The 25,115-nt window shown below is 60.8% G+C and carries 24 protein-coding genes; 11 read left to right on the top strand and 13 right to left on the bottom strand.

Annotated elements, in window-relative coordinates; translation table 11 throughout:
• The first annotated feature begins 49 nt into the window (after positions 1-49).
• The 7 genes from cobU (at position 50) to HX818_RS06070 (ending at position 5,337) form a co-directional block, all read left to right on the top strand.
• Positions 50-571 (top strand): bifunctional adenosylcobinamide kinase/adenosylcobinamide-phosphate guanylyltransferase, encoded by a 522-nt coding sequence (gene cobU / locus HX818_RS06100; RefSeq protein ID WP_177019649.1) that lies wholly within the window; start codon positions 50-52, stop codon positions 569-571.
• Positions 568-1,623: a nicotinate-nucleotide--dimethylbenzimidazole phosphoribosyltransferase gene (gene cobT / locus HX818_RS06095; RefSeq protein ID WP_177019648.1), complete on the top strand. Its 1,056-nt coding sequence runs from the start codon at positions 568-570 to the stop codon at positions 1,621-1,623. Before cobU ends, cobT begins: the two co-directional genes overlap by 4 nt.
• Positions 1,620-2,195 (top strand): alpha-ribazole phosphatase family protein, encoded by a 576-nt coding sequence (gene cobC / locus HX818_RS06090; protein WP_177019647.1) that lies wholly within the window; start codon positions 1,620-1,622, stop codon positions 2,193-2,195. Before cobT ends, cobC begins: the two co-directional genes overlap by 4 nt.
• Positions 2,196-2,197: 2 nt before the next feature.
• Positions 2,198-2,926, top strand: a complete 729-nt coding sequence (locus tag HX818_RS06085) for an adenosylcobinamide-GDP ribazoletransferase (protein ID WP_177019646.1) — start codon at positions 2,198-2,200, stop codon at positions 2,924-2,926.
• Between the two features lie 42 nt (positions 2,927-2,968).
• Complete coding sequence (locus HX818_RS06080; RefSeq protein ID WP_003214925.1) at positions 2,969-3,373, top strand: MarR family winged helix-turn-helix transcriptional regulator; 405 nt, start codon at positions 2,969-2,971, stop codon at positions 3,371-3,373.
• A gap of 62 nt (positions 3,374-3,435) precedes the next feature.
• Positions 3,436-4,635 (top strand): MFS transporter, encoded by a 1,200-nt coding sequence (locus tag HX818_RS06075; RefSeq protein WP_161635735.1) that lies wholly within the window; start codon positions 3,436-3,438, stop codon positions 4,633-4,635.
• Positions 4,636-4,785: 150 nt separating this feature from the next.
• Positions 4,786-5,337: a glutathione peroxidase gene (locus HX818_RS06070; RefSeq protein ID WP_177019645.1), complete on the top strand. Its 552-nt coding sequence runs from the start codon at positions 4,786-4,788 to the stop codon at positions 5,335-5,337.
• Between the two features lie 65 nt (positions 5,338-5,402).
• Here HX818_RS06070 and HX818_RS06065 read toward each other — a convergent pair whose 3' ends face one another.
• The 3 genes from HX818_RS06065 to HX818_RS06055 all read right to left on the bottom strand — a co-directional run bounded on the left by HX818_RS06065 (position 5,403) and on the right by HX818_RS06055 (position 7,811).
• Positions 5,403-6,692: an OmpP1/FadL family transporter gene (locus HX818_RS06065; protein WP_177019644.1), complete on the bottom strand. Its 1,290-nt coding sequence runs from the start codon at positions 6,690-6,692 to the stop codon at positions 5,403-5,405.
• Between the two features lie 146 nt (positions 6,693-6,838).
• On the bottom strand, positions 6,839-7,321 hold the full coding sequence (locus HX818_RS06060) for a hypothetical protein (RefSeq protein WP_087695206.1): 483 nt from the start codon (positions 7,319-7,321) through the stop codon (positions 6,839-6,841).
• A 265-nt stretch (positions 7,322-7,586) separates the two neighbouring features.
• Positions 7,587-7,811, bottom strand: coding sequence for a hypothetical protein (locus HX818_RS06055; protein ID WP_003214941.1), 225 nt, complete (start codon positions 7,809-7,811; stop codon positions 7,587-7,589).
• An 846-nt stretch (positions 7,812-8,657) separates the two neighbouring features.
• Between HX818_RS06055 and HX818_RS06050 the strand changes: the two genes are divergently transcribed.
• Positions 8,658-8,981, top strand: a complete 324-nt coding sequence (locus tag HX818_RS06050; protein WP_023659092.1) for a sel1 repeat family protein — start codon at positions 8,658-8,660, stop codon at positions 8,979-8,981.
• A 175-nt stretch (positions 8,982-9,156) separates the two neighbouring features.
• Entirely contained in the window at positions 9,157-10,521 is a 1,365-nt protein-coding gene (gene rmuC, locus HX818_RS06045) for a DNA recombination protein RmuC (RefSeq protein ID WP_173883039.1), read from the top strand.
• Between the two features lie 102 nt (positions 10,522-10,623).
• Here the strand turns inward: rmuC and HX818_RS06040 are convergent, their stop codons facing one another.
• Together HX818_RS06040 and HX818_RS06035 are read right to left on the bottom strand one after the other, a co-directional pair.
• A complete protein-coding gene (locus HX818_RS06040; protein ID WP_003214948.1) occupies positions 10,624-14,094 on the bottom strand; it encodes a PAS domain-containing hybrid sensor histidine kinase/response regulator in 3,471 nt (1,156 codons plus the stop codon).
• Between the two features lie 120 nt (positions 14,095-14,214).
• Positions 14,215-14,961, bottom strand: a complete 747-nt coding sequence (locus tag HX818_RS06035) for a 3-oxoacyl-ACP reductase family protein (protein ID WP_177019643.1) — start codon at positions 14,959-14,961, stop codon at positions 14,215-14,217.
• Between the two features lie 114 nt (positions 14,962-15,075).
• Here HX818_RS06035 and HX818_RS06030 point away from each other — a divergent pair, with 114 nt between their 5' ends.
• Positions 15,076-15,999 carry a LysR family transcriptional regulator gene (locus tag HX818_RS06030; RefSeq protein WP_102605104.1) on the top strand — a complete coding sequence of 308 codons (924 nt, stop codon included), beginning with the start codon at positions 15,076-15,078 and terminating at the stop codon, positions 15,997-15,999.
• A gap of 118 nt (positions 16,000-16,117) precedes the next feature.
• On the opposite strand, the gene HX818_RS06025 is transcribed toward HX818_RS06030, so the two are convergent.
• The 3 genes from HX818_RS06025 to HX818_RS06015 all read right to left on the bottom strand — a co-directional run bounded on the left by HX818_RS06025 (position 16,118) and on the right by HX818_RS06015 (position 19,476).
• On the bottom strand, positions 16,118-16,846 hold the full coding sequence (locus HX818_RS06025) for an aspartate/glutamate racemase family protein (RefSeq protein ID WP_008432690.1): 729 nt from the start codon (positions 16,844-16,846) through the stop codon (positions 16,118-16,120).
• 13 nt (positions 16,847-16,859) lie between these two features.
• Positions 16,860-18,389 carry an NCS1 family nucleobase:cation symporter-1 gene (locus HX818_RS06020; protein WP_177019642.1) on the bottom strand — a complete coding sequence of 510 codons (1,530 nt, stop codon included), beginning with the start codon at positions 18,387-18,389 and terminating at the stop codon, positions 16,860-16,862.
• Positions 18,390-18,741: 352 nt separating this feature from the next.
• The gene (locus HX818_RS06015; RefSeq protein ID WP_003214958.1) at positions 18,742-19,476 is read right to left on the bottom strand and encodes a phosphoadenylyl-sulfate reductase; all 735 of its coding nucleotides are present in this window, start codon (positions 19,474-19,476) and stop codon (positions 18,742-18,744) included.
• 152 nt (positions 19,477-19,628) lie between these two features.
• Here HX818_RS06015 and thrH point away from each other — a divergent pair, with 152 nt between their 5' ends.
• Complete coding sequence (gene thrH / locus HX818_RS06010; protein ID WP_177019641.1) at positions 19,629-20,246, top strand: bifunctional phosphoserine phosphatase/homoserine phosphotransferase ThrH; 618 nt, start codon at positions 19,629-19,631, stop codon at positions 20,244-20,246.
• Between the two features lie 115 nt (positions 20,247-20,361).
• Here the strand turns inward: thrH and HX818_RS06005 are convergent, their stop codons facing one another.
• The 5 genes from HX818_RS06005 to HX818_RS05985 form a co-directional block, all read right to left on the bottom strand.
• On the bottom strand, positions 20,362-20,718 hold the full coding sequence (locus HX818_RS06005; protein WP_087695204.1) for a type II toxin-antitoxin system HigA family antitoxin: 357 nt from the start codon (positions 20,716-20,718) through the stop codon (positions 20,362-20,364).
• Complete coding sequence (locus HX818_RS06000) at positions 20,718-21,020, bottom strand: type II toxin-antitoxin system HigB family toxin (protein ID WP_003214964.1); 303 nt, start codon at positions 21,018-21,020, stop codon at positions 20,718-20,720. The genes HX818_RS06005 and HX818_RS06000 overlap by 1 nt, the downstream gene beginning before the upstream one ends.
• Positions 21,021-21,247: 227 nt before the next feature.
• The gene (gene pabB, locus HX818_RS05995; protein WP_177019640.1) at positions 21,248-22,588 is read right to left on the bottom strand and encodes an aminodeoxychorismate synthase component I; all 1,341 of its coding nucleotides are present in this window, start codon (positions 22,586-22,588) and stop codon (positions 21,248-21,250) included.
• A gap of 5 nt (positions 22,589-22,593) precedes the next feature.
• Complete coding sequence (locus HX818_RS05990) at positions 22,594-23,580, bottom strand: alpha-L-glutamate ligase-like protein (RefSeq protein ID WP_003214969.1); 987 nt, start codon at positions 23,578-23,580, stop codon at positions 22,594-22,596.
• Positions 23,580-25,112 carry an inactive transglutaminase family protein gene (locus tag HX818_RS05985; RefSeq protein WP_003214971.1) on the bottom strand — a complete coding sequence of 511 codons (1,533 nt, stop codon included), beginning with the start codon at positions 25,110-25,112 and terminating at the stop codon, positions 23,580-23,582. The genes HX818_RS05990 and HX818_RS05985 overlap by 1 nt, the downstream gene beginning before the upstream one ends.
• Positions 25,113-25,115 lie beyond the last annotated feature (3 nt).

Here is a 25,115-nt window from a genome sequence, read left to right as displayed (position 1 = left end):
GTTACCTAAATAACGGATATACACACAGTCAAAAACAGAGGCACAACCCATGCTCCAGTTGATCCTCGGCGGCGCCCGCTCCGGCAAAAGCCGCCTGGCTGAAAAACTCGCCACCGACAGCGGCCTAAGCGTCACCTACATAGCGACCAGCCAACCCCTGGACGGCGAAATGACCGCACGCGTCGCCCACCACCGCGAACGCCGCCCATCCGAATGGGGCCTGATCGAAGAGCCCATCGAACTGGCCCGTGTCCTCAAGGAAAACGCCACCCCGAACCATTGCCTGCTGATCGACTGCCTGACCTTATGGCTCACCAACCTGCTGATGCTCGAAGACCCCGACCGTCTCAACCACGAGCGCGAGGCCCTGCTACAAACCCTGGCCACCCTCCCGGGAGAAATCATTTTTGTCAGCAACGAGACCGGAATGGGTGTCGTGCCGCTGGGCGAATTGACTCGCCGCTATGTCGATGAAGCCGGTTGGCTGCATCAAGCCTTGGCCGAACGTTGTCAGCGCGTTGTCCTGACCGTCGCCGGCCTGCCCCTGACTTTGAAAGGTACTGCGTTATGACCGACACCTGGTGGCTCAACCCCTGCAAGGCGATCGACCCCCAAGCCCACGAACAAGCCCTGGCCCGTCAGCAGCAGCTGACCAAACCCGCCGGCTCCCTCGGCCGGCTGGAAGCCGTGGCCGTCCAACTGGCCGGCCTCCAGGGCCAGGTCAAACCCAGCGTCGACCACCTGTGGATCGCGATCTTCGCCGGCGACCACGGCGTCGTCGCCGAAGGTGTCTCCGCCTTCCCCCAGGAAGTCACCGGCCAGATGCTTCACAACTTCGTCACCGGTGGCGCCGCCATCAGCGTGCTTGCGCGCCAACTCGACGCCAAGCTGGAAGTGGTCGACCTCGGCACCATCACCCCGACGTTGAACCTACCGGGCGTCCGCCACCTGAATATCGGTCTCGGCACCGCCAACTTCGTCAACGGCCCGGCAATGACCGAAGCCCAGGGCCAACTGGCCCTGCAAGCCGGCCGCGACAGCGTGCACCGCGCTATCACCAGCGGTGCGCAACTGTTTATCGGTGGCGAAATGGGCATTGGCAACACCACCGCCGCCAGTGCCCTGGCCTGCGCGCTGCTGGATTGCCAGGTCAGCGACCTGACCGGCCCCGGTACCGGGCTGAACACCCAGGGCGTGAGCCACAAGGTCGCCGTCATCGAGCGCGCCCTTGCACTGCACGCGGGCGATCGCGACGACGCACTGAAAACCCTGTTCAACCTCGGCGGCTTTGAAATTGCCGCGCTGGTCGGTGCCTATCTGGCCTGCGCTCAAGAAGGGGTCGTGGTGCTGGTGGACGGTTTTATCTGCACCGTCGCCGCCTTGGTCGCCACGCGCCTGAACCCCGGCTGCCGTGAATGGCTGCTGTTCGGCCACCGCGGTGCCGAGCCCGGCCATCGTCACGTGCTGCAAAGCCTCAACGCCGAGCCGTTGCTGGAACTCGGGCTGCGCCTGGGTGAAGGCAGTGGCGCCGCGCTCGCTGTGCCGTTGCTGCGCCTGGCCTGCGCGCTGCACGGGCAGATGGCGACCTTCGCCGAAGCAGCCGTAGCGGATCGCCCGGCATGACTTTGCGCCTGGACCTGCTGCGCCACGGCGAAACCGAACTGGGCGGCGGCTTGCGCGGCAGCCTGGACGATGCGCTCACGGCCAAGGGCTGGGAGCAGATGCGTGGGGCGGTGGTGGAGCAGGGCCCATGGGAGCGTCTGGTCAGTTCGCCGCTGCAACGTTGTGCGCGGTTTGCCGAGGAGTTGGGCACGCGCCTGAACCTGCCGGTCACCCTCGAAAAGGATCTGCAGGAACTGCACTTCGGCGCCTGGGAAGGGCAGAGCGCTGCAGCCTTGATGGAAACCGACGCCGACGCGCTGGGCCTGTTCTGGGCTGATCCCTACAGTTTTACGCCGCCGCAGGGCGAGCCGGTTTCGCAGTTCTCCGCGCGTGTTTTGGGGGCTGTCGGCCGCTTGCATCAAGCCTATGCCGGCCAGCGAGTGCTGCTGATCAGCCATGGTGGAGTCATGCGTTTGCTGCTGGCCCAGGCGCGAGGCCTGCCGCGTGAGCAACTGTTGAATGTCGAAGTCGGCCATGGTGGCCTGTTCAGCCTGCAGGTCGAGGCGGATGGCGTATTAAGGGAAGGACGCTGAGCATGTTGCCGTTCTGGATCGCCTTGCAGTTTCTCAGCAGCCTGCCGATTCGCTTGCCGGGCATGCCGCAACCCCAGGAACTGGGGCGTTCGTTGCTGTTTTATCCGGTGGTGGGGCTGCTGTTCGGGCTACTGCTGTGGGGCTTGAGCGCCGTGTTGATGGGCGCGCCATTGCTGCTGCACGCCGCGCTGCTGTTGACCGCGTGGGTGTTGCTCAGTGGCGGCCTGCACCTGGACGGCCTGGCCGACAGCGCCGACGCCTGGCTCGGTGGCTTCGGTGACCGCGAGCGCACCCTGACCATCATGAAAGACCCGCGCAGCGGCCCGATCGCGGTGGTCACCCTGGGCCTGGTGTTGCTGCTCAAATTCACCGCGCTGGTGGCATTGATCGAGCAGCACAACGGCGCCGCGCTGATCCTTGCACCGTTGATTGGCCGCGCTTCAATGCTGGCGCTGTTTCTCACCACGCGCTATGTGCGCGCCGGTGGTCTGGGGCAGGCCCTGGCGGATCATTTGCCACGGATCGTCGGCCAACAGGTGCTGATCCTCAGCGGCCTGGCGTGTATCTTGATCGGCGGTTTCAGTGGCGGGATTGCCGTGCTGGTGGCTGCCCTTTGTTTTATCGGCTTGCGCCAATTGATGGTCAATCGCCTCGGCGGCACCACCGGCGACACCGCCGGCGCGCTGTTGGAGCTGCTGGAAGTGGCGGTGTTGATCAGTCTGGTGCTGTAACACTTTCTTGCATTTCATTAATCCCGGGTATATACACGCTCCATGCTTGCCTCCCAATGTTTATGCACAAACCTGCGTCGCGCCGCTCGTGGCGTCAGCAGGCATTACGACGGCGCTCTCGACGGCTTCGGGATCAACGTTGCCCAGTATTCTTTGCTGTGTAATCTGCAGCGCCTCGATCAACCGAGCATTTCCAGCCTGGCCGACGCCATGGGCCTGGATCGCAGCACACTGGGGCGCAACCTGCGGGTGCTGGAAGGCGAGGGCCTGGTGCAGTTGGTGGAGGGCGATGACTTGCGCAACCGCCTGGTCTTGCTGACCGAGGCGGGTATCGAACGGCTCGCCGCCGCATTGCCGGCCTGGGAAGCGGCGCAGCAGAAATTGATTGATAAGTTGGGCGCCGAAAAGCGCGAAACCCTGTTGGCCTTGCTGGATGAACTCGCTTGACGCGAGTTTGTTCGATGATAAGCGGGTATATACCCGCGAACGGAGAATAAGAAATGACCTCGATGTGGCGCACCAGCGGCTGGATTCTTGTGGGGAGTGCGCTGATCCTCGCGTTGTCCCTCGGCGTGCGACATGGCTTCGGCCTGTTCCTGGCGCCCATGAGTGCCGAATTCGGCTGGGGCCGTGAAACCTTTGCCTTTGCCATCGCCCTGCAAAACCTGATCTGGGGCCTGGCACAGCCATTTACCGGCGCCCTGGCCGACCGCTTCGGTGCGGCCAAGGTGGTGATGATCGGTGGCGTGCTCTACGCGCTGGGCCTGGTGTTCATGGGCCTTTCGGATTCAGCGTGGTCGCTGTCCCTGAGTGCCGGGTTGCTGATCGGCATTGGCCTGTCGGGTACTTCGTTCTCGGTGATCCTCGGGGTGGTGGGGCGTGCCGTGGCGCCGGAAAAACGCAGCATGGCCATGGGTATCGCCAGCGCCGCCGGCTCGTTCGGCCAGTTCGCCATGTTGCCGGGCACCCTCGGTTTGATCGGCTGGCTTGGCTGGTCCGCCGCGTTGCTGGTGCTGGGCCTGATGGTGGCGCTGATCGTGCCGTTGGTGACCATGCTCAAGGACCGACCGTTGCCTGCGGTGGCTGGCCAGCAGACCTTGCGCGAAGCCTTGGGTGAGGCCTGCTCCCATTCAGGGTTCTGGCTGCTGGCGTTCGGCTTTTTTGTCTGCGGTTTCCAGGTGGTGTTTATCGGCGTGCACTTGCCGTCGTACCTGGTGGACCAGCACTTGCCGGCCTCGGTGGGAACGACCGTGCTGGCATTGATCGGCCTGTTTAATATCTTTGGCACCTATACCGCCGGATGGCTCGGCGGGCGCATGTCCAAACCCCGTTTGTTGACCGGTTTGTACTTGCTGCGGGCGGTGGTGATCGTGATCTTCCTGTGGGCGCCGGTGACGCAGACCAGCGCCTACCTGTTCGGCATGGCGATGGGCTTCCTGTGGCTGTCCACGGTGCCACTGACCAACGGCACGGTCGCGACCTTGTTTGGTGTCAGAAACCTTTCCATGCTCGGTGGGATCGTGTTCCTGTTCCATCAACTGGGCTCGTTCCTCGGCGGCTGGTTGGGCGGGGTGGTCTATGATCGAACCGGCAGCTACGATTTGATCTGGCAGGTGGCAATCGTCCTGAGCCTGGTGGCAGCGGCGCTGAACTGGCCGGTGCGCGAGCGCCCGGTGGCACGTTTGCAGGCGCAAATGGGGGTGGCATGAATTCGACCTGGCATTGGCTCGGCGCAGCAGGAGCAGGACTCTTGCTGCTGCTGGCGTGGTGGGGCTGGCAACAGGGCGGCCTGGCATTGATGCAGTTGGGCATGGCGATCTGTTAAGTTCTGTGTCTGAGACTTTTCAAGGACACCTCACATGCAGATGCGCTGGTTCGCAGTACCCGCTCTGATGGTGGCTTTTGGCGGTGTAGCCATGGCTGCCGATTGCCCGCCGTTGCTTGAAGGCCAGTTGCCCAAGCTGCGCGCCAAGGAATCCATCGACCTGTGCCAGCGCTTTGCCGGCAAGCCGCTGCTGATCGTCAACACCGCCAGCTTCTGCGGGTTTGCGCCGCAGTTCAAAGGGCTTGAAGCGTTGTACCAGCGCTACAAGGGCCAGGGGCTGGAAGTGATTGGCGTGCCGTCCGATGACTTCAAGCAGGAAGCCAAGACCGGGGAGGAAACTGCCAAGGTTTGTTACGTTAATTACGGCGTGACCTTCACCATGACCGAACCACAGAAGGTCAAGGGCCCGGACGCGGTGCATCTGTTCAAGATGCTGGCGCAGCAGAGCAGTGCGCCGAAGTGGAATTTCTACAAGTACGTGGTGGACCGCCAGGGCAAGGTGATCGCCAACTTCTCCAGCCTGACCAAGCCGGATAGCGCGGACCTGATCAAGGCGGTGGAAGAGGCGCTGGCTTCGAAACCCTGATGGGCACCCACTAAAAAGCCCCGCCTCTTTTGCAAGAGTGCGGGGCTTTTTTATGTCGCTTTACATCAGAACTTGTACGTCACACCCAGGCCGAAACCGTTGGCGCTGTTTTCGTACTTGGCATTGTAGGACTGGCCCAGTGCGTTAGCGCGTGCAACTTTGACAGGTTCTTCCTTGAGGTAGGAGTAAGCCAGGTCGACGGTCATGTTCGGCATGACGTCGTAGCCCAGGCCGAGACTGAAGATCGTCCGGTCACCGGTAGGGATGCGAGGCGAGCGATCAGTGTTGTTGGTCGGCGACTGGTCGAACGTCAGGCCGGTACGCAGTACCACCTGCTTGGTCACGCGGTACGAAGTACCCAGGGCGTAGGCCCAGGTGTCGTGCCAGTTCTGGTCTTCCTTGATGGTGCCGACAATTTGCGGAGCCAGAGCGCCACTGCCTGCGGCGGCCGATACGCCTTCGTTATTGACGGTGATGTCTTTCAGGCGGCTCCAGCGAGTCCATGTTGCGCCCGCATAGAGTTTCCAGGCGTCGCTCAGGTCTTGAGTAACAGACAGATCCCAGGATTCAGGGGTGTCGATCTTCAACGAAGCGTCGTAACGACCGTTGTTCAAGAGACTGGCGGGAACGTTGGCCCCCTTGGTCACTTCGGTATGGCCTTCGAGCTTGTACTTCACTTTCGAGTGATAGGTCAGACCCACTCGAGTGGTGTCAGTGGCTTGTACCAGCAGGCCGGCATTGAAGCCGAGTGCGGTGTCATCACCCTTGATCTTGACGTTGTTGGAGCCGGTCCCGGCGATTGGCAGGTTGATATCGGACTCAAGCGTACCGGCGATACGGTTGATGGTCGGACCAAAACCAATCGACACCCGGTCGTTGAAGGCATAGCTGACGGTTGGCTGGAAGGTAATGACCTTCACTTCGCTCTTACTGCCGAATGCTTTGCCCTGGAAGCCGCTTTCGTAGTCAGTCACCAGGCCAAAGGGTGCATAGACGCCGAAACCGACAGCCCATTGCTCATTGAGTTTATTGGTGTAGAAACCGAAAGGAACGGCAGTGAAAGGGACCATGTCGCCTTTATTGCTACCGCTGGAGCGACCACTGACATCTTTGATGTTGGTGGAAGCATCAATCGCTGCAACACCACCTGTAACTTGCTGGCCGTCAAGGCGAGCCATACCGGCAGGGTTGCCATAAACAGTGCTTGCGTTTTCGGCAGATGAAGAACGTCCCGCAAAACCGGTACCCATCCCGGCAACGTCTTGTTCGTTGAGGGCGAAGCCGCTCGCGAACACGTGGGAGGATGCCATTGCAACGGCGAGGCTAAGTGTCGTCTTGAGCATTACTTTTTTCATTATTAGAACTCCGTGGTGATCACCGCTGCGGAAAGTAACAATAAATTTATGTTTGCGCTATAGGCTCAAACACAGGAGATAGAGCGGTTTTGTAGGACAATCCGACCAAAATCAACGTTTTTAGCCGAATCTTGCAAATCGCCCGGTCAACAGGCGACGTGATTCATGGGTGAAACACAGGTTTGCCAGGCCTGGGTGAAATCCCGGAGCCGGCCTTGAGGGTGAAATATTTCTTTCCAGATACGCGCCATCGCCAATACGTCGTCGGCCGGTGGCAGGTTTGGGCGGTGTTGTTCCACCAGCAGCCAGGCGATGGCGGTGGCGTAACGCAGGTTGACCGTCAGCTCAAGCTGCGGCCCGCTGAGGAAGGCATGCTGGCTGGCGAGTCCGCGTACCAGGCTGGCGCGCTCGGGGTCCAGCGCCAGATAGTTATCCCACAGCGCGCGATGACGCGGCTCGGTGATGCTGTAGAGGCCGTGGCCGCGGCGGTCGTGCAGGGCTGAACCGAGTGCCGACTGGCTGGCGGCGATGCCCAGCAGCAGGGATTCAGCCGTCTGGTTATGGCGACCCAGGTAAAGCAGGGTGGGCCGGATCACATAACGACACAATTCGCTGGCGGCGATGCCCATAAATGCCTCAATCCATGAAATTAATCGGCGATACCTGAGCGAGGGCTTGGCAGCGGTGAATCGGATCTCAGGTCCGCCGGAAGCGGATCATGCCGCTTGAGTTGAAGTGTAGTGTCATATTTACGATGTAAAGGACTGTTTTTAAAATATTTTCATCATTTAGTTATATCGTTTATATCAATTTAAACTTAGCGCGCCTGAATTTCAGGCAATAAAAAACCCCGGGTTTTAACCGGGGTTTTTGTGTTTCAGCGATTCGGGTCGATCAGGCAACCAGTGCCTGGCGAGTACGATCGATCACGGCCTGCAGCGGTTCTGCGCTGGAGTATTGATCGGGGTACAGGCGTTCGCTGTGACGAGCGATGCCGTGTTCGTTGACCAGGGTAAAGCTGAAGCAGCCTTTGCGAGCGGCCATGATCAGGCAGTTCATTGGTGCAAAAGCGTTGGTGAGGGTGCGAATGGCATCCTGAGTGTGGATTTGAGTGGACATATTATTGGTGTTCCTACAAATGACACGGTTAAGAACCGTGCAACGTTAAAACGTTCCAGTGACGTTGATCACCATTGATCGAACGAAGAACCCGACTGGAACAAAGCAGCCAGTTTGAAGCGCTATTAAGTTGGCGCGCTTGGGCTGGCAGGTAGGTACTTAGGAGGGCAGGCAACACAACAGGGGCAAAGGTTCTGGGCCCGGGGTGAAGATCCTGATCAATTTGCAGGTTGGTTCGGACAGAGTATGGAAACTTCGCGACACCCTTTGCATTGTTCAAAGGCCGTGTCGTCGCAAGTGATACCTGGAAACCATCGAGGTGGTCGATCCCTTTTTGTCGGCGGTGCCGTGAGGGAGTTGTTCGACCAGAATTGACTTTCAGCTTGGTACTAACGCCGCGGATAGTAACGGATTGAAACGATGAAAGGAAGTGTGATAGGCAAAAAACTTTTCGGGTCCTGGGCCTGCGGTAACATTCCTTAGCCGCTGCCTGAGCAAAAAACGCGGTTGATATAACCGGCGAGTGGGTAGTTGTGCACATTGGTGGCGCCCTGTGTAACTGAACTGACATACGCCCCGCAAAGCGCCCGGGTGCCTGCAACTAAAATTTAAGTCAATGAAAAATCGAGCTTTTTTTTATTGGTGAAAAAATCGTCAGTTTGACTGCGGCCCCCGTTCCATGGGCCTTTGCGGGACTTACAGAACGGTTGTCCACTGAGTTATCCACAGCTTCTGTGGATTGTCCCAAGCGCTTGCTCTAGAACGGGCGTGCAGGCTTTTTTCAGCTTTACCTGTACGAAAAAAAGAGTAGAGTGGCGCGCCTTCCGTTCTGTCCCACAGTGCTTTATGAAGTTTCGCTCAGTATCACCTTCTGTTACCGACAGCCCTCAGGTTGTTACCGCACCCAAGCGTTTTTCCCTGAAAGTTGCCTTGTGGTTGCTCGACAGCCCGCGCCTGGGCCACAGCCCCAACGTCAAACATTTTGCAGGGCATTTGCTCAAGCAACCGGCTCGTGCTGGCGTGGTGGTGGCGCAAAGCCGTCTGGGCCAGTTGATGTGCCGCGAGTGCGGCAATGCCCGCGACCGCCGTATCGGCCACGAACTGCTGCGCCAGGCCGCCCGCGCCGGCGACCGCATCGCCCAGCGTGAACTGGGCCAGATCGAAGACTGAGCTGTCCTCAATGCGCTGGCTTGGTTAACCTTCTTCTTTTCGGGTGACGGCAGGAATCGCTATGGCTTTTGACTGGACCAGTGTTGTGCTGGGTCTCGCCGCTGCTGGATTGCCGCTGTTGGGCCTGTGCTGGCAGATTCAGCGCCGACTGAGCGCGCGAATGGCCGGCTGGGAATTGCTCGAAGAGCGCCTGGCCACCGCGCAACTGGCCCAGGAAGGGCTCGCCGCGCAGTTGGACGCCAGCCGTGACGAAATCAGCGACCTGAGCCAGGCCAACGCTGCCAAACAGGCTGATCTGGCCGCCGTGCGCCGGGAAGTCGAACTGCTGCAGATCGACCGTGACAACGCCCGCGACGCCGCCCACGCCTGGAACCTCGACCGTTCCGCCAAAGAAGCCGAACTGCGCCGCCTGGATGCCTTGTCCGCGTCCCTGCGCGCCGAACTTCGCGAGCAACAGGAAAGCCATCAGCAACGCCTCAGTGACCTGCAAGGTTCCCGTGATGAGCTGCGCGCGCAGTTCGCTGAACTCGCCGGGAAGATCTTCGACGAGCGCGAGCAACGCTTCGCCGAAACCAGCCAGCAGCGCCTCGGCCAATTGCTCGACCCGCTCAAGGAGCGCATCCAGTCGTTCGAAAAGCGCGTCGAAGAAAGCTACCAGAGCGAAGCCCGCGAGCGGTTCTCCCTGGCCAAGGAGCTGGAGCGCCTGCAACAGCTGAACCTGCGCCTGTCCGATGAAGCCACCAACCTGACACGCGCCCTCAAGGGCCAGAAAACCCAGGGCAACTGGGGCGAGCTGATCCTGGAGCGGGTGCTGGAACATGCCGGTCTGGAAAAGGGCCGCGAGTACCAGACCCAGGTCAACCTCAAGGGCCCGGACGGCGAACGCTTCCAGCCCGACGTGTTGATCATGCTGCCGGGGGACAAGCAGGTAGTGGTGGACTCCAAGGTCAGCCTGACCGCCTATCAACAGTACGTCGCCGAGGACGACCAGGCGATCGGCCAGGCAGCCCTCAAGCAGCACGTACTGTCCTTGCGCAACCACGTCAAAGGCCTGGCCGGCAAGGACTACAAACGTCTGGAAGGCCTGCACAGCCTGGATTTCGTGCTGCTGTTCGTGCCCATCGAAGCCGCATTTTCGGCTGCACTCCAAGCCGAGCCGAACCTGTTCCAGGAAGCCTTCGACCGCAACATCGTGATCGTCAGCCCGACCACGCTGTTGGCCACCTTGCGGGTGATCGACAGCCTGTGGAAACAGGAACGGCAAAGCCAGAACGCCCGGGAAATTGCCGAGCGCGCCGGTTGGCTGTACGACAAGTTCGTGCTGTTTATCCAGGACCTGGACGAGGTAGGCAACCGCCTGCAGCAGCTGGATAAAGCCTACAGTGCGGCGCGCAACAAGCTGACCGACGGACGCGGAAACCTGGTGAGCCGTACCGAGCAACTGAAGCTGCTCGGCGCCCGCGCCAGCAAAAGCCTGCCGGCCGACTTGCTGGAACGGGCGATGACCGATGAAGACGGCGTGGCGCAGTTGCCAGAATAGTCACCGGTCTCTGTGGGAGCTGGCTTGCCTGCGATGCAGACACCTCGGTCCTCCGCATACACCGAGGCGATGCCATCCCAGGCAAGCCAGCTCCCACATGGGCTAAAGCGGCAGGTGCCGGCTCAACAAGGCCCGCAACGCCGCCGGCTTCACCGGTTTGGCGAGGTAATCCAACCCTGCCGCATGCACCTGGGCCACCATCTCCGGCCGCCCGTCGGCACTGATCACCACACCCGGAATCGGCTCTGCCAATTGCGCCCGCAGCCAACCCATCAACTCGGTGCCCGTTTCCCCGTGGTCGAGGTGGTAATCCACCAGGGCCAGTTGCGGCCGCACACCCTCGGCCAGCAACGCGGCACATTGCGCCTGGTCGCGGGCGGTCCAGACTTCACAGCCCCAGCGCGTGAGCAAACTGCGCATGCCGATCAGGATGCTTTCTTCGTTATCCACACACAGCACCTGTGCACCGCTCAACGGCTGGCCGCTTTCCTGCGCCGGCTTGGCAGGCGCGCTGACCTGAGTGCGCGCCAACGGCACACGCACGCTGAACACGCTGCCTTTGCCCGGCCATGAACGCACGCTCAAGCGGTGCCCGAGCACGCGGCACAGGCCATCGGCAATCGCCAGGCCCAGTCCGAGGCCTTTCTCGGCACGGGTCTGGTGACTGTCCAGGCGTTTGAATTCCTCGAAGATGACTTTTTGCTTGTCCTGGGGAATCCCGGGACCACGGTCCCACACTTCCAGGCACAACTCGCCGCGACGGCGCCGCACACCCAATAGCACCGGCCCGTCGGCGTACCGGAATGCGTTGGTGAGGAAATTCTGCAACACCCGCCGCAGCAACTTGATGTCACTGTCCACCCGCAAACGACTGCCCCGCAGACGGAAACGCAAACCCTGCTCCTGAGCCAGCGCCTTGAACTCGGCGCCCAGCGTATCGAACAGTTCATTGAGCACGAAGGGCTGGCGCTGCGGATTGATCTTGCCGTTTTCCAGGCGCGAAATATCCAGCAGGTCGCTGATCAGGTCTTCCGCCGAACGCAACGAACTGTCCAGATGCTGCACCAACTGCCGGGCATCCGGCGACATGCCGTCGTTCTGATGGGAGAGGGCAGCAGAGAACAATCTTGCGGCGTTCAACGGTTGCATCAAGTCGTGACTGACCGCTGCGAGGAACCGGGTTTTCGACTGGCTGGCGGTCTCGGCCACGCCCTTGGCATCGGTCAGCGCGACGTTGAGTTGCGACAGTTCGTGGGTTCGCTCGGTCACCCGCTGTTCCAGGCCTTCATTGGCCTCGGTCAACGCCTGCTCGGCTTCGCGGAACGCGGTGATGTCGGTGAAGCTCATCACAAACCCGCCACCCGGCATCGGGTTGCCGATCAGTTCGATCACCCGGCCATTGGGAAACAGCCGCTCGGAGGTATGCGCACGGCCCTGGCGCATCCAGTGCAGGCGACGCGCCACGTGTACTTCGGCCTCGCCCGGGCCGCACAGCCCGCGCTCGGCGTTGTAGCGAATGATGTCGGCAATCGGCCGGCCCACGCTGATCAGGCCTTCGGGGTAATTGAACAGCTCCAGGTACCGCCGGTTCCACGCCACCAGCCGCAGGGACTGGTCGACCACGCTGATGCCCTGGGTGATGTTTTCGATGGCGCCTTGCAGCAATGCCCGGTTGAACTGCAGCACTTCCGACGCCTCGTCGGCGATGCGAACTACGTCCTCCAACTGCATTTCCCGGCCTTCAATGGCGGCTTTCACCACTGCGCGGGTCGATGAAGCCCCGAGCACACCGGCCAACAGGCGTTCGGTGTGGGCAATCCAGTCATTGTCGGCGTTCTGGTTGGGGTTGAAACCTTTGCCTTGCCGATAGGCGAAGCGCACAAAACTCTGGTGAGCCCGTTCTTCACCGACAAACCGCGCTGCCAGACTGAGCAAGTCGTTGATCTGCACCGAAAGCATCGAGCGAGCGCTGGCCCGCTGGCTGATTTCCTGGCCGATAAAACGCCCGGCCTGCCAATGTTCCGACACGCGCGTGCGGGACAGCATCGAGACCCACACGAACAACGTGAAGTTACCCGCCAGGGAAAATACGGTGCCCAGCGTCAGAGAAGTTACAGACAAGCCCAGCGGGTGCGAATGCAGCCACGTCATGCCCGGGAAAAGGCTGAACGACCAGCCCAGACTTTTCGCGGTGACCGGCAGGACCAAGGTGTAGAACCACAGGAACGTACCCGCCGCCAGCCCGGCAAATACTCCGCGTCGGTTGGCCTGTTTCCAGTACAGCGCGCCGAGCATCGCCGGTGCCAGTTGGGTCACGGCGGCAAAGGCAATCTGGCCAATGGTTGCAAGGCTGGCGGAGGACCCCAGCAGCCGGTAACTGACGTAAGCCAGCAGCAGGATGATGACAATGCTCACCCGGCGTACCGACAGCATCCAGTGACGGAACACTTCGAACGGCCGCTCGGCACTGGAACGGCGCAGCAGCCAGGGCAGCAGCATGTCGTTGGAGACCATGGTCGACAGGGCGATGCTCGCGACGATCACCATGCCCGTAGCCGCCGAGGCGCCGCCGATAAACGCCAGCACGGCGAGCGCCGGATGGGCTTCGGCCAACGGTAGGCTGATCACGTAGGAGTCCGGTAATACCGAGCCCGGCAGCAGCATCTTCCCGCCGAGGGCAATCGGGATCACAAACAGGGCGGCCAGGATCAGATAGGCCGGGAACACCCACTTGGCCAGGCGCAGGTCCTGGGGATCGATATTTTCCACCACGGTGACATGGAACTGCCGGGGCAGGCAGATGATCGCCATCATCGCGACGCCGGTCTGCACCACCATCGAGGGCCAGTTGACGGTCTCTTTCCAGTATTCCTCCAGCCGTGGCGCGAGCATCGCCTGGCTGAACAAATCGTCGAAACCGTCGTACAGGCCGTAGGTCACAAACGCACCGACGGCGAGAAACGCGAACAGCTTGACCAACGATTCAAAGGCAATCGCCAGCACCATGCCGCGGTGGTGTTCCGTGGCGTCCAGGTTGCGGGTACCGAACACAATGGTGAACAACGCCAATACCAGCGACACGATCAGCGCCGTGTCCTGGGAGCGGGTGCCGGTAGTGTCGGCGCTGGCGCCGATCAGCAGGTTCACCCCCAGCACGATGCCTTTGAGTTGCAAGGCTATATAAGGCAGGACGCCCACCAGGCAGATCAGCGCCACCACCACCGCCAGGGATTGGGATTTGCCGTAACGGGCGGCGATAAAGTCGGCGATGGAGGTGATGTTTTCCTGCTTGCTGATCAGCACCATCTTCTGCAGGACCCACGGCGCGAGCACCAACAGCAGCACCGGTCCCAGGTAGATCGGTAAAAACGCCCACAACTGTTCGGCTGCCTGGCCTACAGCACCAAAGAATGTCCAACTGGTGCAATACACCGCCAGCGACAGGCTATACACCCAGGCACGCATCCGCGGCGGCAGCGGCGCATGGCGACGGTCACCGTAAAAGGCGATGGCAAACATAATGGCCATATAGGCCAGGGCAACGGCGGCGATCAGCCCGCTGGACAGCGTCATGAGAACTCCAGACATAAGAACGCCCGGGCATTCCCGGCCCGGGCGAACAGTCTCGCATGATGCTTGGCGTTAGTCAGTGTCGACCAAGGTCGGAGCGTGGTGTGATGTCGCAGCGTTGGTTCAGGCGCCGAAACCACCGTCGATGGTCAGGCTGGCGCCGGTGATGTAGCCGGCCTCAGGGCCTGCCAGATAGGCGACGAAACTGGCGATCTCTTCTACATGGCCATAACGGCCCACGGCCATGAAGCCGATCAGGCTTTCGGCGAAATCACCGCTTGCCGGGTTCATGTCGGTGTCCACCGGGCCTGGCTGCACGTTATTGATGGTGATGCCCCGTGGGCCCAGGTCGCGGGCCAGGCCTTTGGTCAGGCCGACCAGCGCCGATTTGCTCATGGCGTACGGGCCGCCACCGGCAAACGGCATGCGATCGGCATTGGTGCTGCCGATGTTGATGATGCGGCCACCTTCGCCCATGTGCCGCGCGGCTTCCTGGGTGGCGACAAATACGCTGCGTACGTTGATGGCGAGGGTGCGATCGAAGTCTTCCAGCTTGAAATCTTCCAGCGGGCCGACGGCCAGCACGCCTGCGTTGTTGACCAGGATATCCAGGCGCCCGAACGCTTCGACGGTGGCGTTGACGGCGCTGCGGATGGCGTCTGCGTCGGCGCTGTCGGCATGAATCGCCAGGGCTTTGCCGCCTTGGCTGATCACGCTGTTCTGCAACGCTTCAGCCTTGGCAGCCGAACTGACGTAGGTAAAGGCGACGGCAGCGCCCTGTGCGGCCAGGCGCTTGACGATGGCGGCGCCGATACCGCGGGAACCGCCCTGGATCAAGGCGACTTTGCCGCTGAGGTTTTGTGTGGTCATGTCGTTCTCCAAAAGGTGTGTTGAGGTTGGAGTCGAGTATCGACCTCACCCGGCGCGCCCGGTAGACCGTGATTGCTATAGTCTGTGTAAACCAAAAGTTTAGAGTGGGGCGATATGGAAAGCTTTGGCAGTATCGAATGCTTCGTGCGCAGCGCCGAAGGCGGCAGTTTTGCCGAGGCTGCCCGGCACCTGAGCCTGACCCCGGCGGCCGTGGGCAAAAGTGTGGCCAAGCTGGAGGCGCGCCTGGGTGTAAGGCTGTTCCAGCGCAGTACCCGGCGCCTGACGCTGACTGAGGCCGGCAAGCTCTTCCTCGAAGAAGTCAGCGGCAGCCTCACCACCATTCAAAACGCCGTGGCTAACCTGGCCAGTGCCGAAGGGCGGCCAGTGGGCACGCTGAAAGTGAGCATGGGCACGGTGTTCGGCAACCGTTATGTGGTGCCGTTGCTGGGGGAGTTTCTAAAGCGCTTTCCTGATATCAACCCCGACTGGCATTTTGATAACCGCCAGGTGGACCTGATCGGCCAGGGTTTCGATGCCGCGATCGGCGGTGGTTTTGAGCTGCCCCAGGGCGTGGTCGCGCGCAAGCTGGCGCCGGCGCACCGGATCCTGCTGGCCTCACCGGAATACCTCGCCAAACGCAAGCCGGTGGTCGCGCCCGAGGACTTGTCTGTGTGCAACGGCATCCTGATCCGCTCACCGCAAACCGGGCGCGTGCGTTCGTGGCAACTCACCCACCGCACCCGCGAACAACGCCCGCTGGTGCTCAAGCCGCGCATGACCATGAGCGACTCGGGCGCTGCCTGCTGCGCCAGTGCCCAGGGCTTGGGGATTGCGCTGGTCAGCATGCCGATGGCGGTGCCGTATCTGGACAGCGGCCAACTGGTGCGAGTGCTGCCCGACTGGTATGTCGACGACGGCAACATCTCGCTGTACTACGCCGAACACAAGCTGCTGCCCGGCAAGACCCGGGCGTTTGTGGATTTCATCCTGGAGCAGTTTGTCGAACGCGAGTTGGGGCGGCGGTTCAGCGCCATTTGATCCTTGTGGGGATCAAAGTGTGGGAGCGGGCTTGCTCGCGAAGGCGGTGTGACAGTCACCACATGCATCGACTGATCCACTGCTTTCGCGAGCAAGCCCGCTCCCACATTCTGGATCTTCAATGTCCGAACTTTCCGGGCCAGCCGATGACTTTCTTCGGCCTCGGCGTCGCAAACGTGCGGATCTTCGAGGTCGACAGTCCCAACCGCACCAGGCCTTCGGCAATGGTGACCGCCGAGGTCACACCGTCCACCACCGGCACACCCGTGCGGTAGCGAATCTGCTCATCCAGCCCGGCCATGCCGCCGCAGCCCAGGCAGATCACTTCGGCCTTGTCTTCGCTGATCGCCAATTCAGCCTGGCGCACGATGGCCTCCATGGCCCGCAGCGGGTCTTCCTCCAGTTCCAATACCGCCATGCCGCTGGCCCGTACCGACGCGCACCGCTGATATAAGCCGGCCAGTTTCAGCCGGTCCTCGATCAGCGGCACGGTGCGGTCCAGAGTCGTCACCACGGAGTAGGCATGTCCGAGGAACATCGCGGTGCTGGCGGCGGCTTCGGTGATGTCCACTACCGGTACGTTAAGCAACTCCTGCAAACCTTCGCGGCCGTGCTCGCCGTAACCCGCCTGAATCACCGCATCGAACGGCTGGTCGTAGGCCATCACCCGGTCCATCACCGCGATGGCCGCCAGGTAGCTTTCGAAATTGCCTTCCACCGATTCGGCACCGAAAAACGGAGTCAGGCCGACGATCTCGGTGCCGGGGGACGCCACCGCCCGTGCCTGTTTGGCGATGGCCTCGGTGATGGACTCGGTGGTGTTGACGTTGACCACAAGGATGCGCATGGAATGTCCTTACTTAATGACTGATGTTATCGACTGCAATGCTTTCGCCGCTCACATCGGCGTAGTACGGCTGGCGCTTGGCGAACAGCAGGTACAGCAGCCCTGCAATACCGGCGCCAATCAGCCAGGAGAAGGGCGAGACGAGGGCGAAACCGGGCAGCAGGGCGAGGAGAATGGCGATCACCGCCGCAGGAATAAACGCCGCCACCGCCCGCAGATTGACTCCGCGGCTGTAGTAATAAGCGCCATTCGGGTCTTCGCTATACAGCTGCGGCACGTCCACCTGGCTTTTGCGGATCAACCAGTAGTCGACCATGATCACCCCGTACAACGGCCCCAGCAGAGCGCCCAGCCCCGAGAGGAAATACACGATCACCAGCGGGCTGTTGTAGAGGTTCCACGGCAGGATCAACACCGCCACGGTGGCGCTGATCAGCCCGGCGCGGCGGAAGTTCAGGTACTTGGGCGCCAGGTTGCTCAGCACAAAGGCGGGTGCGACGAAGTTGGCCATGATGTTCACCGCCACGGTCACAATCAGGAACGCCAGGCAGCCCAGCACCAGGAAGAATGTGTTGGGTATCGCCGCAATGATTTCCGTGGGGCTCTCGATCACCCGGCCATTGAGGTGGAACTGCCCGCCGCACAGCAGCACGGTGATGGCCGCGAACACCAGGATATTCACCGGCAGGCCCCAGAAGTTGCCGACCTTGATGGTCTTGCGGCACGGCGAGGAGCGGGCGAAGTCGCAGAAATTCAGGATCAGCGTGCCGTAGATCGCCAGCCACAGCGCGCCGCCGGCAAAGATATTGCGCCACATCTCACCACCGGTCAGCGGCTCGCGAATGGCCCAGGCAATGTGGCCGTCCGCCTGGAAATACATCCAGCCGGCCAGGGACGCTACTGTCAGCAGAATCACCGGCCCGGCGAAGGCTTCATAGCGGCGCACCATCTCCATCCCATAGGCGAGGATGGCGAGCTGCACAAACCAGATCGCCACAAAACACGCCCAGCCCAGGGTGGACAGGCCGAGGATCGAGTTGTGGTCGTAGTCGGCAAAACCTGGATGAACCGCCGTCAACAGCACGCGGAAAACCACCGAGGCCAGGTAGGTCTGTATCCCGAACCAGGCAATCGCGATCACCGCACGAATCAGTGCCGGGATCTGCGCACCATGGATGCCAAAACTGATACGGCTGATCACTGGAAACGGTACGCCGGTCTTCTGCCCCATATAGCCCGACAGGTTCATGAAGAAGTACACCAGCGCCGCGCCGATCCCCAGGGACAGCAGAATCTGCCAGCCACCCAGGCCCAGCGCATACAGGCCGATGGCGAAGGAGTAGTTGGCGATGTTGTGCACATCGTTGGTCCACAAGGCAAAGATGCTGTAGCGGCCCCAGCGCCGGCCTTCGGCCTTGGTAGGCGCCAGGTCCTTGTTGTGCAGGCGCGGGCTGAGGACCAACGGGCCGGGGCTCGTGGCCTCGGGGTTCAGGGTGGAGGAGGGCAGATCCAGTGCGATGTTATTGGAGAGACTTGTACGCATTCCGGCAGGCTCCTGGACATCAGCAGGAGAGCGGCTGATGTCAAAGTGTATGTATATTCTTTATTAATTGTATACAAAGTGTGTTTTGCCTTAAGCCACATGCGTGCCAGATTTTCGCCGGATGAAATACACGGCGATTTGGTTTTTAGCGTGATTGGAAATAACAGACTGAATTTAAAGCGATATAAATTGACCGTTTGAACAGCTATTTATTTTGTAGCGCAGAGAGGGGCGGGGATTTTAGAAGAGGTGTGACGAGGGAGGATGTAACCTTTCGGTGCAGGATCTTATAAGTGCACACAAAAATGGCACCGATGGTGACATTTCTGTGTACAGGATTCTGGCTCAGGCGTTACGCCTTGCTGATGATGTTCCCGGCGTGCAACCCGCATTCTTTTTGGGTTGCTTCTTCCCACCACCAACGGCCTTCGCGTTCGTGCTGGTTCGGCAGTACCGGACGGGTGCACGGCTCACAGCCGATGCTGATAAAACCGCGCTCGTGCAGGCTGTTGTACGGCAACTCCAGCATGCGGATGTAACCCCATACTTCCTCACTGGTCATCTGCGCCAGCGGGTTGAACTTGTACAGGGTGCGTTCCGGGGTGGAAAAAGCCGTATCGATTTCCAGCGCGGCCACCTGGCTGCGGGTGCCGGGGCTCTGGTCGCGGCGCTGGCCGGTGGCCCAGGCGCTCACACCGGACAGCTTGCGGCGCAGCGGTTCGATCTTGCGCACACCACAGCACTCGCCATGGCCGTCCTTGTAGAAACTGAACAGGCCCTTTTCCTTGACGAAGGGTTCCAGCTTGCTCTGGTCCGGCGAGATCAGTTCGATGTCGATCTTGTAGAACTCACGCACCTGCTCGATAAACCGGTAGGTCTCCGGGTGCAGGCGACCGGTGTCGAGGCTGAACACCTTGACGTTCTTGTTCAGCTTCCAGGCCATGTCGACCAGCACCACGTCCTCGGCACCGCTGAAAGAGATCCACAGGTCGTCGCCAAACTGGCTGAAGGCCAGCTTGAGAATGTCCTGGGCGGATTTGTTGGCGTAAGTCGCGGCGAGTTCAGCGACGTCGAAGGCTTGGTTCATCAGGACGGTTCCTACAGGTCAGTGGCGCTGAGCGCTCTATAGGGGGGCGATGGTAACAAAATCCCGCCTGCGTTGCGGCGGCCAGCGTGAATCGCTAGAGTTCGGCAGTCCTTTTGCTCGCTCAACTCAATAACTTTAAATGGGAGTGTCTTGTGGAAATTGCCTGTCTCGACCTGGAAGGGGTGCTGGTTCCGGAAATCTGGATCGCCTTCGCCGAAAAAACCGGTATTGAATCCTTGCGGGCCACCACCCGGGACATCCCCGACTACGACGTGCTGATGAAACAGCGCCTGCGCATTCTTGATGAGCATGGGCTGAAGCTCTCGGACATCCAGGAAGTGATCGCCACCCTCAAGCCGCTGGACGGCGCCATCGAGTTCGTCAATTGGCTGCGCGAGCGCTTCCAGGTGGTGATCCTGTCTGACACCTTCTATGAGTTCTCCCAGCCGCTGATGCGCCAACTGGGTTTCCCGACCTTGCTGTGCCACCGGTTGATCACCGACGAGAGTGACCGGGTGGTGAGCTACCAGCTGCGTCAGAAAGATCCCAAGCGTCAGTCGGTGCTGGCCTTCAAAACCCTGTACTACCGCGTGATTGCCGCTGGTGATTCCTACAACGACACCACCATGCTGGGTGAGGCCGACCGTGGGATTCTGTTCCACGCGCCGGAGAACGTGATTCGCGAGTTCCCGCAGTTCCCGGCGGTGCATACGTTTGAGGATTTGAAGAAAGAGTTCATCAACGCGTCGAATCGGCAGTTGAGCCTGTAAGTTATTTGGCGTGGCTGACGCCTCATCGCAGGCAAGCCAGCTCCCACATGTTGACCGCGCTCCCATGTGGGAGCCGGGCTTGCCCGCGATGGGGCCGGTATGGCCACTGCACAGCCTAGACCCCTGCCAGCAAACTCTCATAAGGAATGCGCAAGCCTTCATGCAGGCGTTTGATCATCGACAAGCTCAGCTTGCGCTTATGATTCAACACTTCGGAAACCCGCCCGCTCGGACCTATGAAAGGCTCCAGGTCACGGGCGGTCAGGCCTAGCTGCTCCATTCGAAATTTAATCGCTTCTACGGGATCCGAAGGCGGCATTGGGAAATGCTCCGCTTCGTACTTTTCGATAAGGATGGCGAGAATTTCCAGCTCGTCACCCTCGGGCGAGCCGATTTCCGCTTCCCATAGCTGTTCGACGCGCGCGAGCGCAGCGGTCAGGTCTTCCTGGGAATGAATGGGTTTGATGTTCATCACACGGTCTCCGCATTGATCTGATCGTATTGCGCGTGGGTCCCCACGAAGCGAATGAACGCAAGCTGTCGCTGATAATTGATCGCCATGATCACTCGATACTTGTTGCCGCCTATGTTGAACACAACCCTGCCCCCTTTGAGAATGCTCGCTGTCCTTAGCTCTGCCTTGAGGGCCTGAGGGGTTGGGTAAACAGCTTTTTCCATATGGCGATACAGCTCGACCAGCGGCGTTTTGGCATCCATGCAACCAGGGTGGTTTTCCCAGAATATTCGTAGGGCAGACAGAGCGATTATCCGCATCGCTGCGACCTCCCAATTTGGGAGATGATAGGTGCGGTTGAGGGCAGATGCAATCTCGGAAATCTTTCCTGACAAGTAGGCAGTCGTTTCATGTGATCCTTCACAGACGGCTGGTGGACGGTTGAAACCGGACGCTATCCTCCGGCTTCGACCCCGTCTACTTCGGTACTGATTCAGGTCTTTTCTGCTGCCTGGCTCCGCGTCGCAGAGCCAGGGAGGGCTGCGTGCTACAGGCTTTCCAAGGTTTGTAACAACACCCGCACCTTGGTCATCGACTCCTGATACTCCGCCTGCCACTCCGAGTCCGCGACAATCCCGCCGCCGCCCCAGCAGCACACCTGACCATCCTTGACCAACAGGCTGCGAATGGCGATGGAGCTGTCCATCTCGCCGCGCACGTCCAGATACACCAGCGAACCGCAATACAACCCGCGCCGGGTCGGCTCCAGCTCGTCGATGATCTGCATCGCGCGAATCTTCGGTGCGCCGGTGATGGAGCCGCCGGGGAAGCTGCCGGCGATCAGGTCGAGGGCGTCTTTGTCGTCCGCCAGCTCACCGGTGACGCTGCTCACCAGATGATGCACGTTGGGATAGCTTTCCAGGCTGAACAACTCCGGCACTTTCACCGAGCCGGTACGGCAGGTGCGGCCCAGGTCGTTGCGCAGCAGGTCGACGATCATCAGGTTTTCGGCACGATCCTTGGGGCTGGCCAGCAATTCAGCGGCGTTGGCTGCATCTTCCTCGGGCGTCGCCCCCCTTGGCCGGGTGCCCTTGATCGGGCGGGTTTCCACCTGGCGCTGGCTGATTTTGACGAAGCGTTCCGGCGATAAACTCAATACCGCGCCATCATCCGGCAAGCTCTGGAACCCGGAAAACGGCGTCGGGCAGGCTGCGCGCAAGGCGCAGTAGGCCACCCACGGATCGCCACTGCACGGGGCACGGAAACGTTGGGCAAAGTTGACCTGGTAGCAGTCACCCGCCTGGATGTAATCCTGGATGCGGGCGAGTGCGTGTTTGTAGGTGTCGGCTGTCACGTCCGGGGCCATTGGGCCTTGCAGCTTGAAGGTGGCCGATGCGCTGATGGTCGGCTGGCCGAACAGCGCGATCAGGCGCTGCCGTTCGCTTTCCGCCAGTTTGGGATGGAACACCAGTTGGCTGGTCTGCGCCTGGTGATCGCTGATCAAGGCCCAGGCGTACAGGCCAAAGCGTGCATCCGGCAGGTGCAGGTCGTCCACCGCCACGTGCGGCAGGTGCTCAAGATGACGACCGAAGTCGTAGCTCAGGTAGCCGATGAGGCCGCCGGCAAACGGCAGTTCGTAGGGCGCGGGGATCGTGGCTTCACCCAGCAACGTCAGGTTTTCCCGCAGGCGCTGCAGGAAATCACTGCCGCTTTCGTCGGGCAGTACCGCCAGGGTCGTCTCGGGCCAGGCGCTCAGCAGGTCATAACGGCCGCGCTCGGCCGCCGGTCGGCCACTGTCCAGCAGCACCGCGCCGGGGGCATGGCGGATTGCTGCAAAGTATTCGGCAGGGTTGGCCCGGTAGGGCAGCGGGTGTACGGAGCAGGTCACTGGGTTTATCCCTCGACCGCCGGAATATGCCCAAACATTTCCTGCACAAACTTCACCCGTTCCTCCGGTGTTTCCGTCACGCCCGCCGCCTTCAGCTCTTCCAGTCGAGCCTCCACGGCATGGGTACGCAAGGTCAGGCCGCAGTCGTTGGCAATCTGGATGTTCAGCCCCGGGCGAGCGTTAAGTTCCAGGATCAACGGACCCTTTTCCTGGTCCAGCACCATGTCCACGCCGATATAGCCCAGGCCGCACAGCTCGTAGCAGCCGGCGGCGAGCTTCATGAAACCGTCCCAGTTGGGCAGTTGCACGCCGTCCACCGCATTGGTGGTGTCGGGGTGCTTGGTGATGATGTTGTTCAGCCAGGTGCCGCGCAGGGTCAGGCCGGTGGCTAGGTCGACACCCACGCCAATCGCGCCCTGGTGCAGGTTGGCCTTGCCGCCGGACTGGCGGGTGGGCAAGCGCAGCATGGCCATCACCGGGTAGCCCATCAGCACAATGATGCGGATGTCCGGTACGCCTTCGTAGCTGATGCTCTTGAAGATCTGGTCGGGCACCACCCGGTATTCGATCAGCGCGCGGTCACGGTGGCCGCCGAGGGAATACAGGCCGGTGAGGATGCTGGAAATCTGATGCTCGATTTCTTCATGGCTGATGATCTTGCCGGAGACGGTCCGGTAGCGCCCTTCAAAACGGTCGGCGATCACCAGGATACCGTCACCACCGGCGCCCTGGGCCGGCTTGATCACGAAGTCGCTGCGCCCGCCGATGATCTCGTCGAGCTTGTCGATTTCCTTCTCGGTGGAAATGACCCCGTACATTTCCGGCACGTGGATGCCGGCGGCCATGGCCCGTTCCTTGGTGATGATCTTGTCATCGACGATCGGATACAGGCTGCGCTTGTTGTACTTGAGCACGTAGTCGGCATTTCGCCGGTTGATGCCCATGATCCCCCGCGCTTCCAGGGCCTTCCAGGTCTTCCAGAAGCCGAACATTACGAGTCAGCCTTGAGGAAGGCCTTGAAACGCACCAGTTCGGTCAGGCGGTAGCCGCGATAACGACCCATGGCCAGCATGAAGCCCACCAGGATCAACAGGATCGCCGGGAAGGTGAACACGAAGTAGATCAGTTCCGGCACGCTCATGATGATGTGCGCCAGGGAAGCGGCGAACAGCGTGCCGATCGCGACTTTCATCGCATGGCCGCCACCGCGTTCTTCCCAGGTGATCGACAGGCGTTCGATGGTCATGGTCAGGATCACCATCGGGAACAGTGCCACCGACAACCCGCGCTCCAGGCCGAGCTTGTGGCTGAACAGACTGATGGCGGCGATCAGCACCACCACGAAGGTCAGCACCACCGAGAGCCTCGGCAGCATCTGCAGCTTCAAGTGTTCCAGGTAAGACCGAAGCGACAGCCCCAGCGCCGTAATAATGGTGAACAGCACAATCCCGAAGCCCAGCTGTGTCTCTCGGAACGCCAGGGCAATCAGCACCGGGGTAAACGTGCCAAGGGTCTGCAGGCCGATCAGGTTGCGCAGGATCAGGATCACCAGCACGCCAATCGGGATCATCACCATGATCATGAAGGTCTGCTGGGTTTGCAGCGGCAGGCCGTACAGCGAGTACTCGAGGAAGTTGGCGTCGGTGTTTTCGTCCGTCAGCTTGGCCAGGCGAATCGCGTTCATTTCGCTGTTGTTGAGGCTGAAGGTCACCATGGCCTTCTTGCCGCCGTCGACGGTGATCAGGTTTTCATCACCGGTCCACCACAGCAGGCGGTCGGCCGGCAGGCCTTGCTCGCCGGTGTCGGGGTTGAAGTACAGCCAGTCGTTGCCATTGAAACTGCGCAGCCAGAGTTCCGGGGTTTGCGGCTGGTCGGCCACCAGGCGGATGGTGTGGACCTTTTCCACCGGCACGTGGGCGATGGACAGCAGCAACTCGACGATCTTGGCCTTGTGCGGCGTCGACGGGTCGCCCGCCAGCAGCAGCTTCACGTTGTCGTCGTTGAGGTTGTTGGTGCGCTTGATGGCTTCGCTGATAAAGGTCTCGACGTCGGCCGAGTGCTGGCGGATCGGCGCCAGCAGGGCTTCGGCGGCGATTTTTTCCGGGCCTTCGACGGCGATGCTGTCGCGGAAGGTCGGGCCCTTGACCTTGACCTTTTCACCGCTGTAACGCTTGGTCAGCACCAGGCGGTAGTAGAGGGTCTGGTTGCCCTTGGCCCGGCGTGCCGACCAGGTGACCTTGCGGTTGCCGTCGAGGCGATTGACGCTGACGCCGTAGTTATTCGAGATAAAGCTTTCATTCAGGCTGACGAAGTCGCGGCTCAGGGGCGGCACGAACATCTGGATTTTCACCGGGTCCTTGGCGCTGGCAACGAACTCGACCTTGGCGTCGATGTTCCACAGGTCGTCGGTGGCGTCCTCGGTGACGGGAATCCCCAGCACGAAAATCTGATAGGCGGTGACCGAAATGCCCAAGACCACCAAAACGGCGATCAGGATTTTCAGGTGCAGATTAAGAGAGCGCATTCA

Source organism: Pseudomonas sp. F9001 (assembly GCF_013385435.1).
Taxonomy (GTDB): domain Bacteria; phylum Pseudomonadota; class Gammaproteobacteria; order Pseudomonadales; family Pseudomonadaceae; genus Aquipseudomonas.
Note: the sequence above shows the minus strand (reverse complement) of the source record. Positions and strands in the feature narration are given on the sequence as shown.

Excerpts from the sequence above, each read along its gene's own strand:
- cobU (WP_177019649.1), top strand. The coding sequence starts at position 50 with ATGCTCCAGTTGATCCTCGGCGGCGCCCGCTCCGGCAAAAGCCGCCTG.
- cobT (WP_177019648.1), top strand. The coding sequence starts at position 568 with ATGACCGACACCTGGTGGCTCAACCCCTGCAAGGCGATCGACCCCCAA.
- cobC (WP_177019647.1), top strand. The coding sequence starts at position 1,620 with ATGACTTTGCGCCTGGACCTGCTGCGCCACGGCGAAACCGAACTGGGC.
- HX818_RS06085 (WP_177019646.1), top strand. The coding sequence starts at position 2,198 with ATGTTGCCGTTCTGGATCGCCTTGCAGTTTCTCAGCAGCCTGCCGATT.
- HX818_RS06080 (WP_003214925.1), top strand. The coding sequence starts at position 2,969 with ATGCTTGCCTCCCAATGTTTATGCACAAACCTGCGTCGCGCCGCTCGT.
- HX818_RS06075 (WP_161635735.1), top strand. The coding sequence starts at position 3,436 with ATGTGGCGCACCAGCGGCTGGATTCTTGTGGGGAGTGCGCTGATCCTC.
- HX818_RS06070 (WP_177019645.1), top strand. The coding sequence starts at position 4,786 with ATGCAGATGCGCTGGTTCGCAGTACCCGCTCTGATGGTGGCTTTTGGC.
- HX818_RS06065 (WP_177019644.1), bottom strand. The coding sequence starts at position 6,692 with ATGAAAAAAGTAATGCTCAAGACGACACTTAGCCTCGCCGTTGCAATG.
- HX818_RS06060 (WP_087695206.1), bottom strand. The coding sequence starts at position 7,321 with ATGGGCATCGCCGCCAGCGAATTGTGTCGTTATGTGATCCGGCCCACC.
- HX818_RS06055 (WP_003214941.1), bottom strand. The coding sequence starts at position 7,811 with ATGTCCACTCAAATCCACACTCAGGATGCCATTCGCACCCTCACCAAC.
- HX818_RS06050 (WP_023659092.1), top strand. The coding sequence starts at position 8,658 with ATGAAGTTTCGCTCAGTATCACCTTCTGTTACCGACAGCCCTCAGGTT.
- HX818_RS06040 (WP_003214948.1), bottom strand. The coding sequence starts at position 14,094 with ATGACGCTGTCCAGCGGGCTGATCGCCGCCGTTGCCCTGGCCTATATG.
- HX818_RS06035 (WP_177019643.1), bottom strand. The coding sequence starts at position 14,961 with ATGACCACACAAAACCTCAGCGGCAAAGTCGCCTTGATCCAGGGCGGT.
- HX818_RS06030 (WP_102605104.1), top strand. The coding sequence starts at position 15,076 with ATGGAAAGCTTTGGCAGTATCGAATGCTTCGTGCGCAGCGCCGAAGGC.
- HX818_RS06025 (WP_008432690.1), bottom strand. The coding sequence starts at position 16,846 with ATGCGCATCCTTGTGGTCAACGTCAACACCACCGAGTCCATCACCGAG.
- HX818_RS06020 (WP_177019642.1), bottom strand. The coding sequence starts at position 18,389 with ATGCGTACAAGTCTCTCCAATAACATCGCACTGGATCTGCCCTCCTCC.
- HX818_RS06015 (WP_003214958.1), bottom strand. The coding sequence starts at position 19,476 with ATGAACCAAGCCTTCGACGTCGCTGAACTCGCCGCGACTTACGCCAAC.
- HX818_RS06005 (WP_087695204.1), bottom strand. The coding sequence starts at position 20,718 with ATGAACATCAAACCCATTCATTCCCAGGAAGACCTGACCGCTGCGCTC.
- HX818_RS06000 (WP_003214964.1), bottom strand. The coding sequence starts at position 21,020 with ATGCGGATAATCGCTCTGTCTGCCCTACGAATATTCTGGGAAAACCAC.
- HX818_RS05990 (WP_003214969.1), bottom strand. The coding sequence starts at position 23,580 with ATGTTCGGCTTCTGGAAGACCTGGAAGGCCCTGGAAGCGCGGGGGATC.
- HX818_RS05985 (WP_003214971.1), bottom strand. The coding sequence starts at position 25,112 with ATGCGCTCTCTTAATCTGCACCTGAAAATCCTGATCGCCGTTTTGGTG.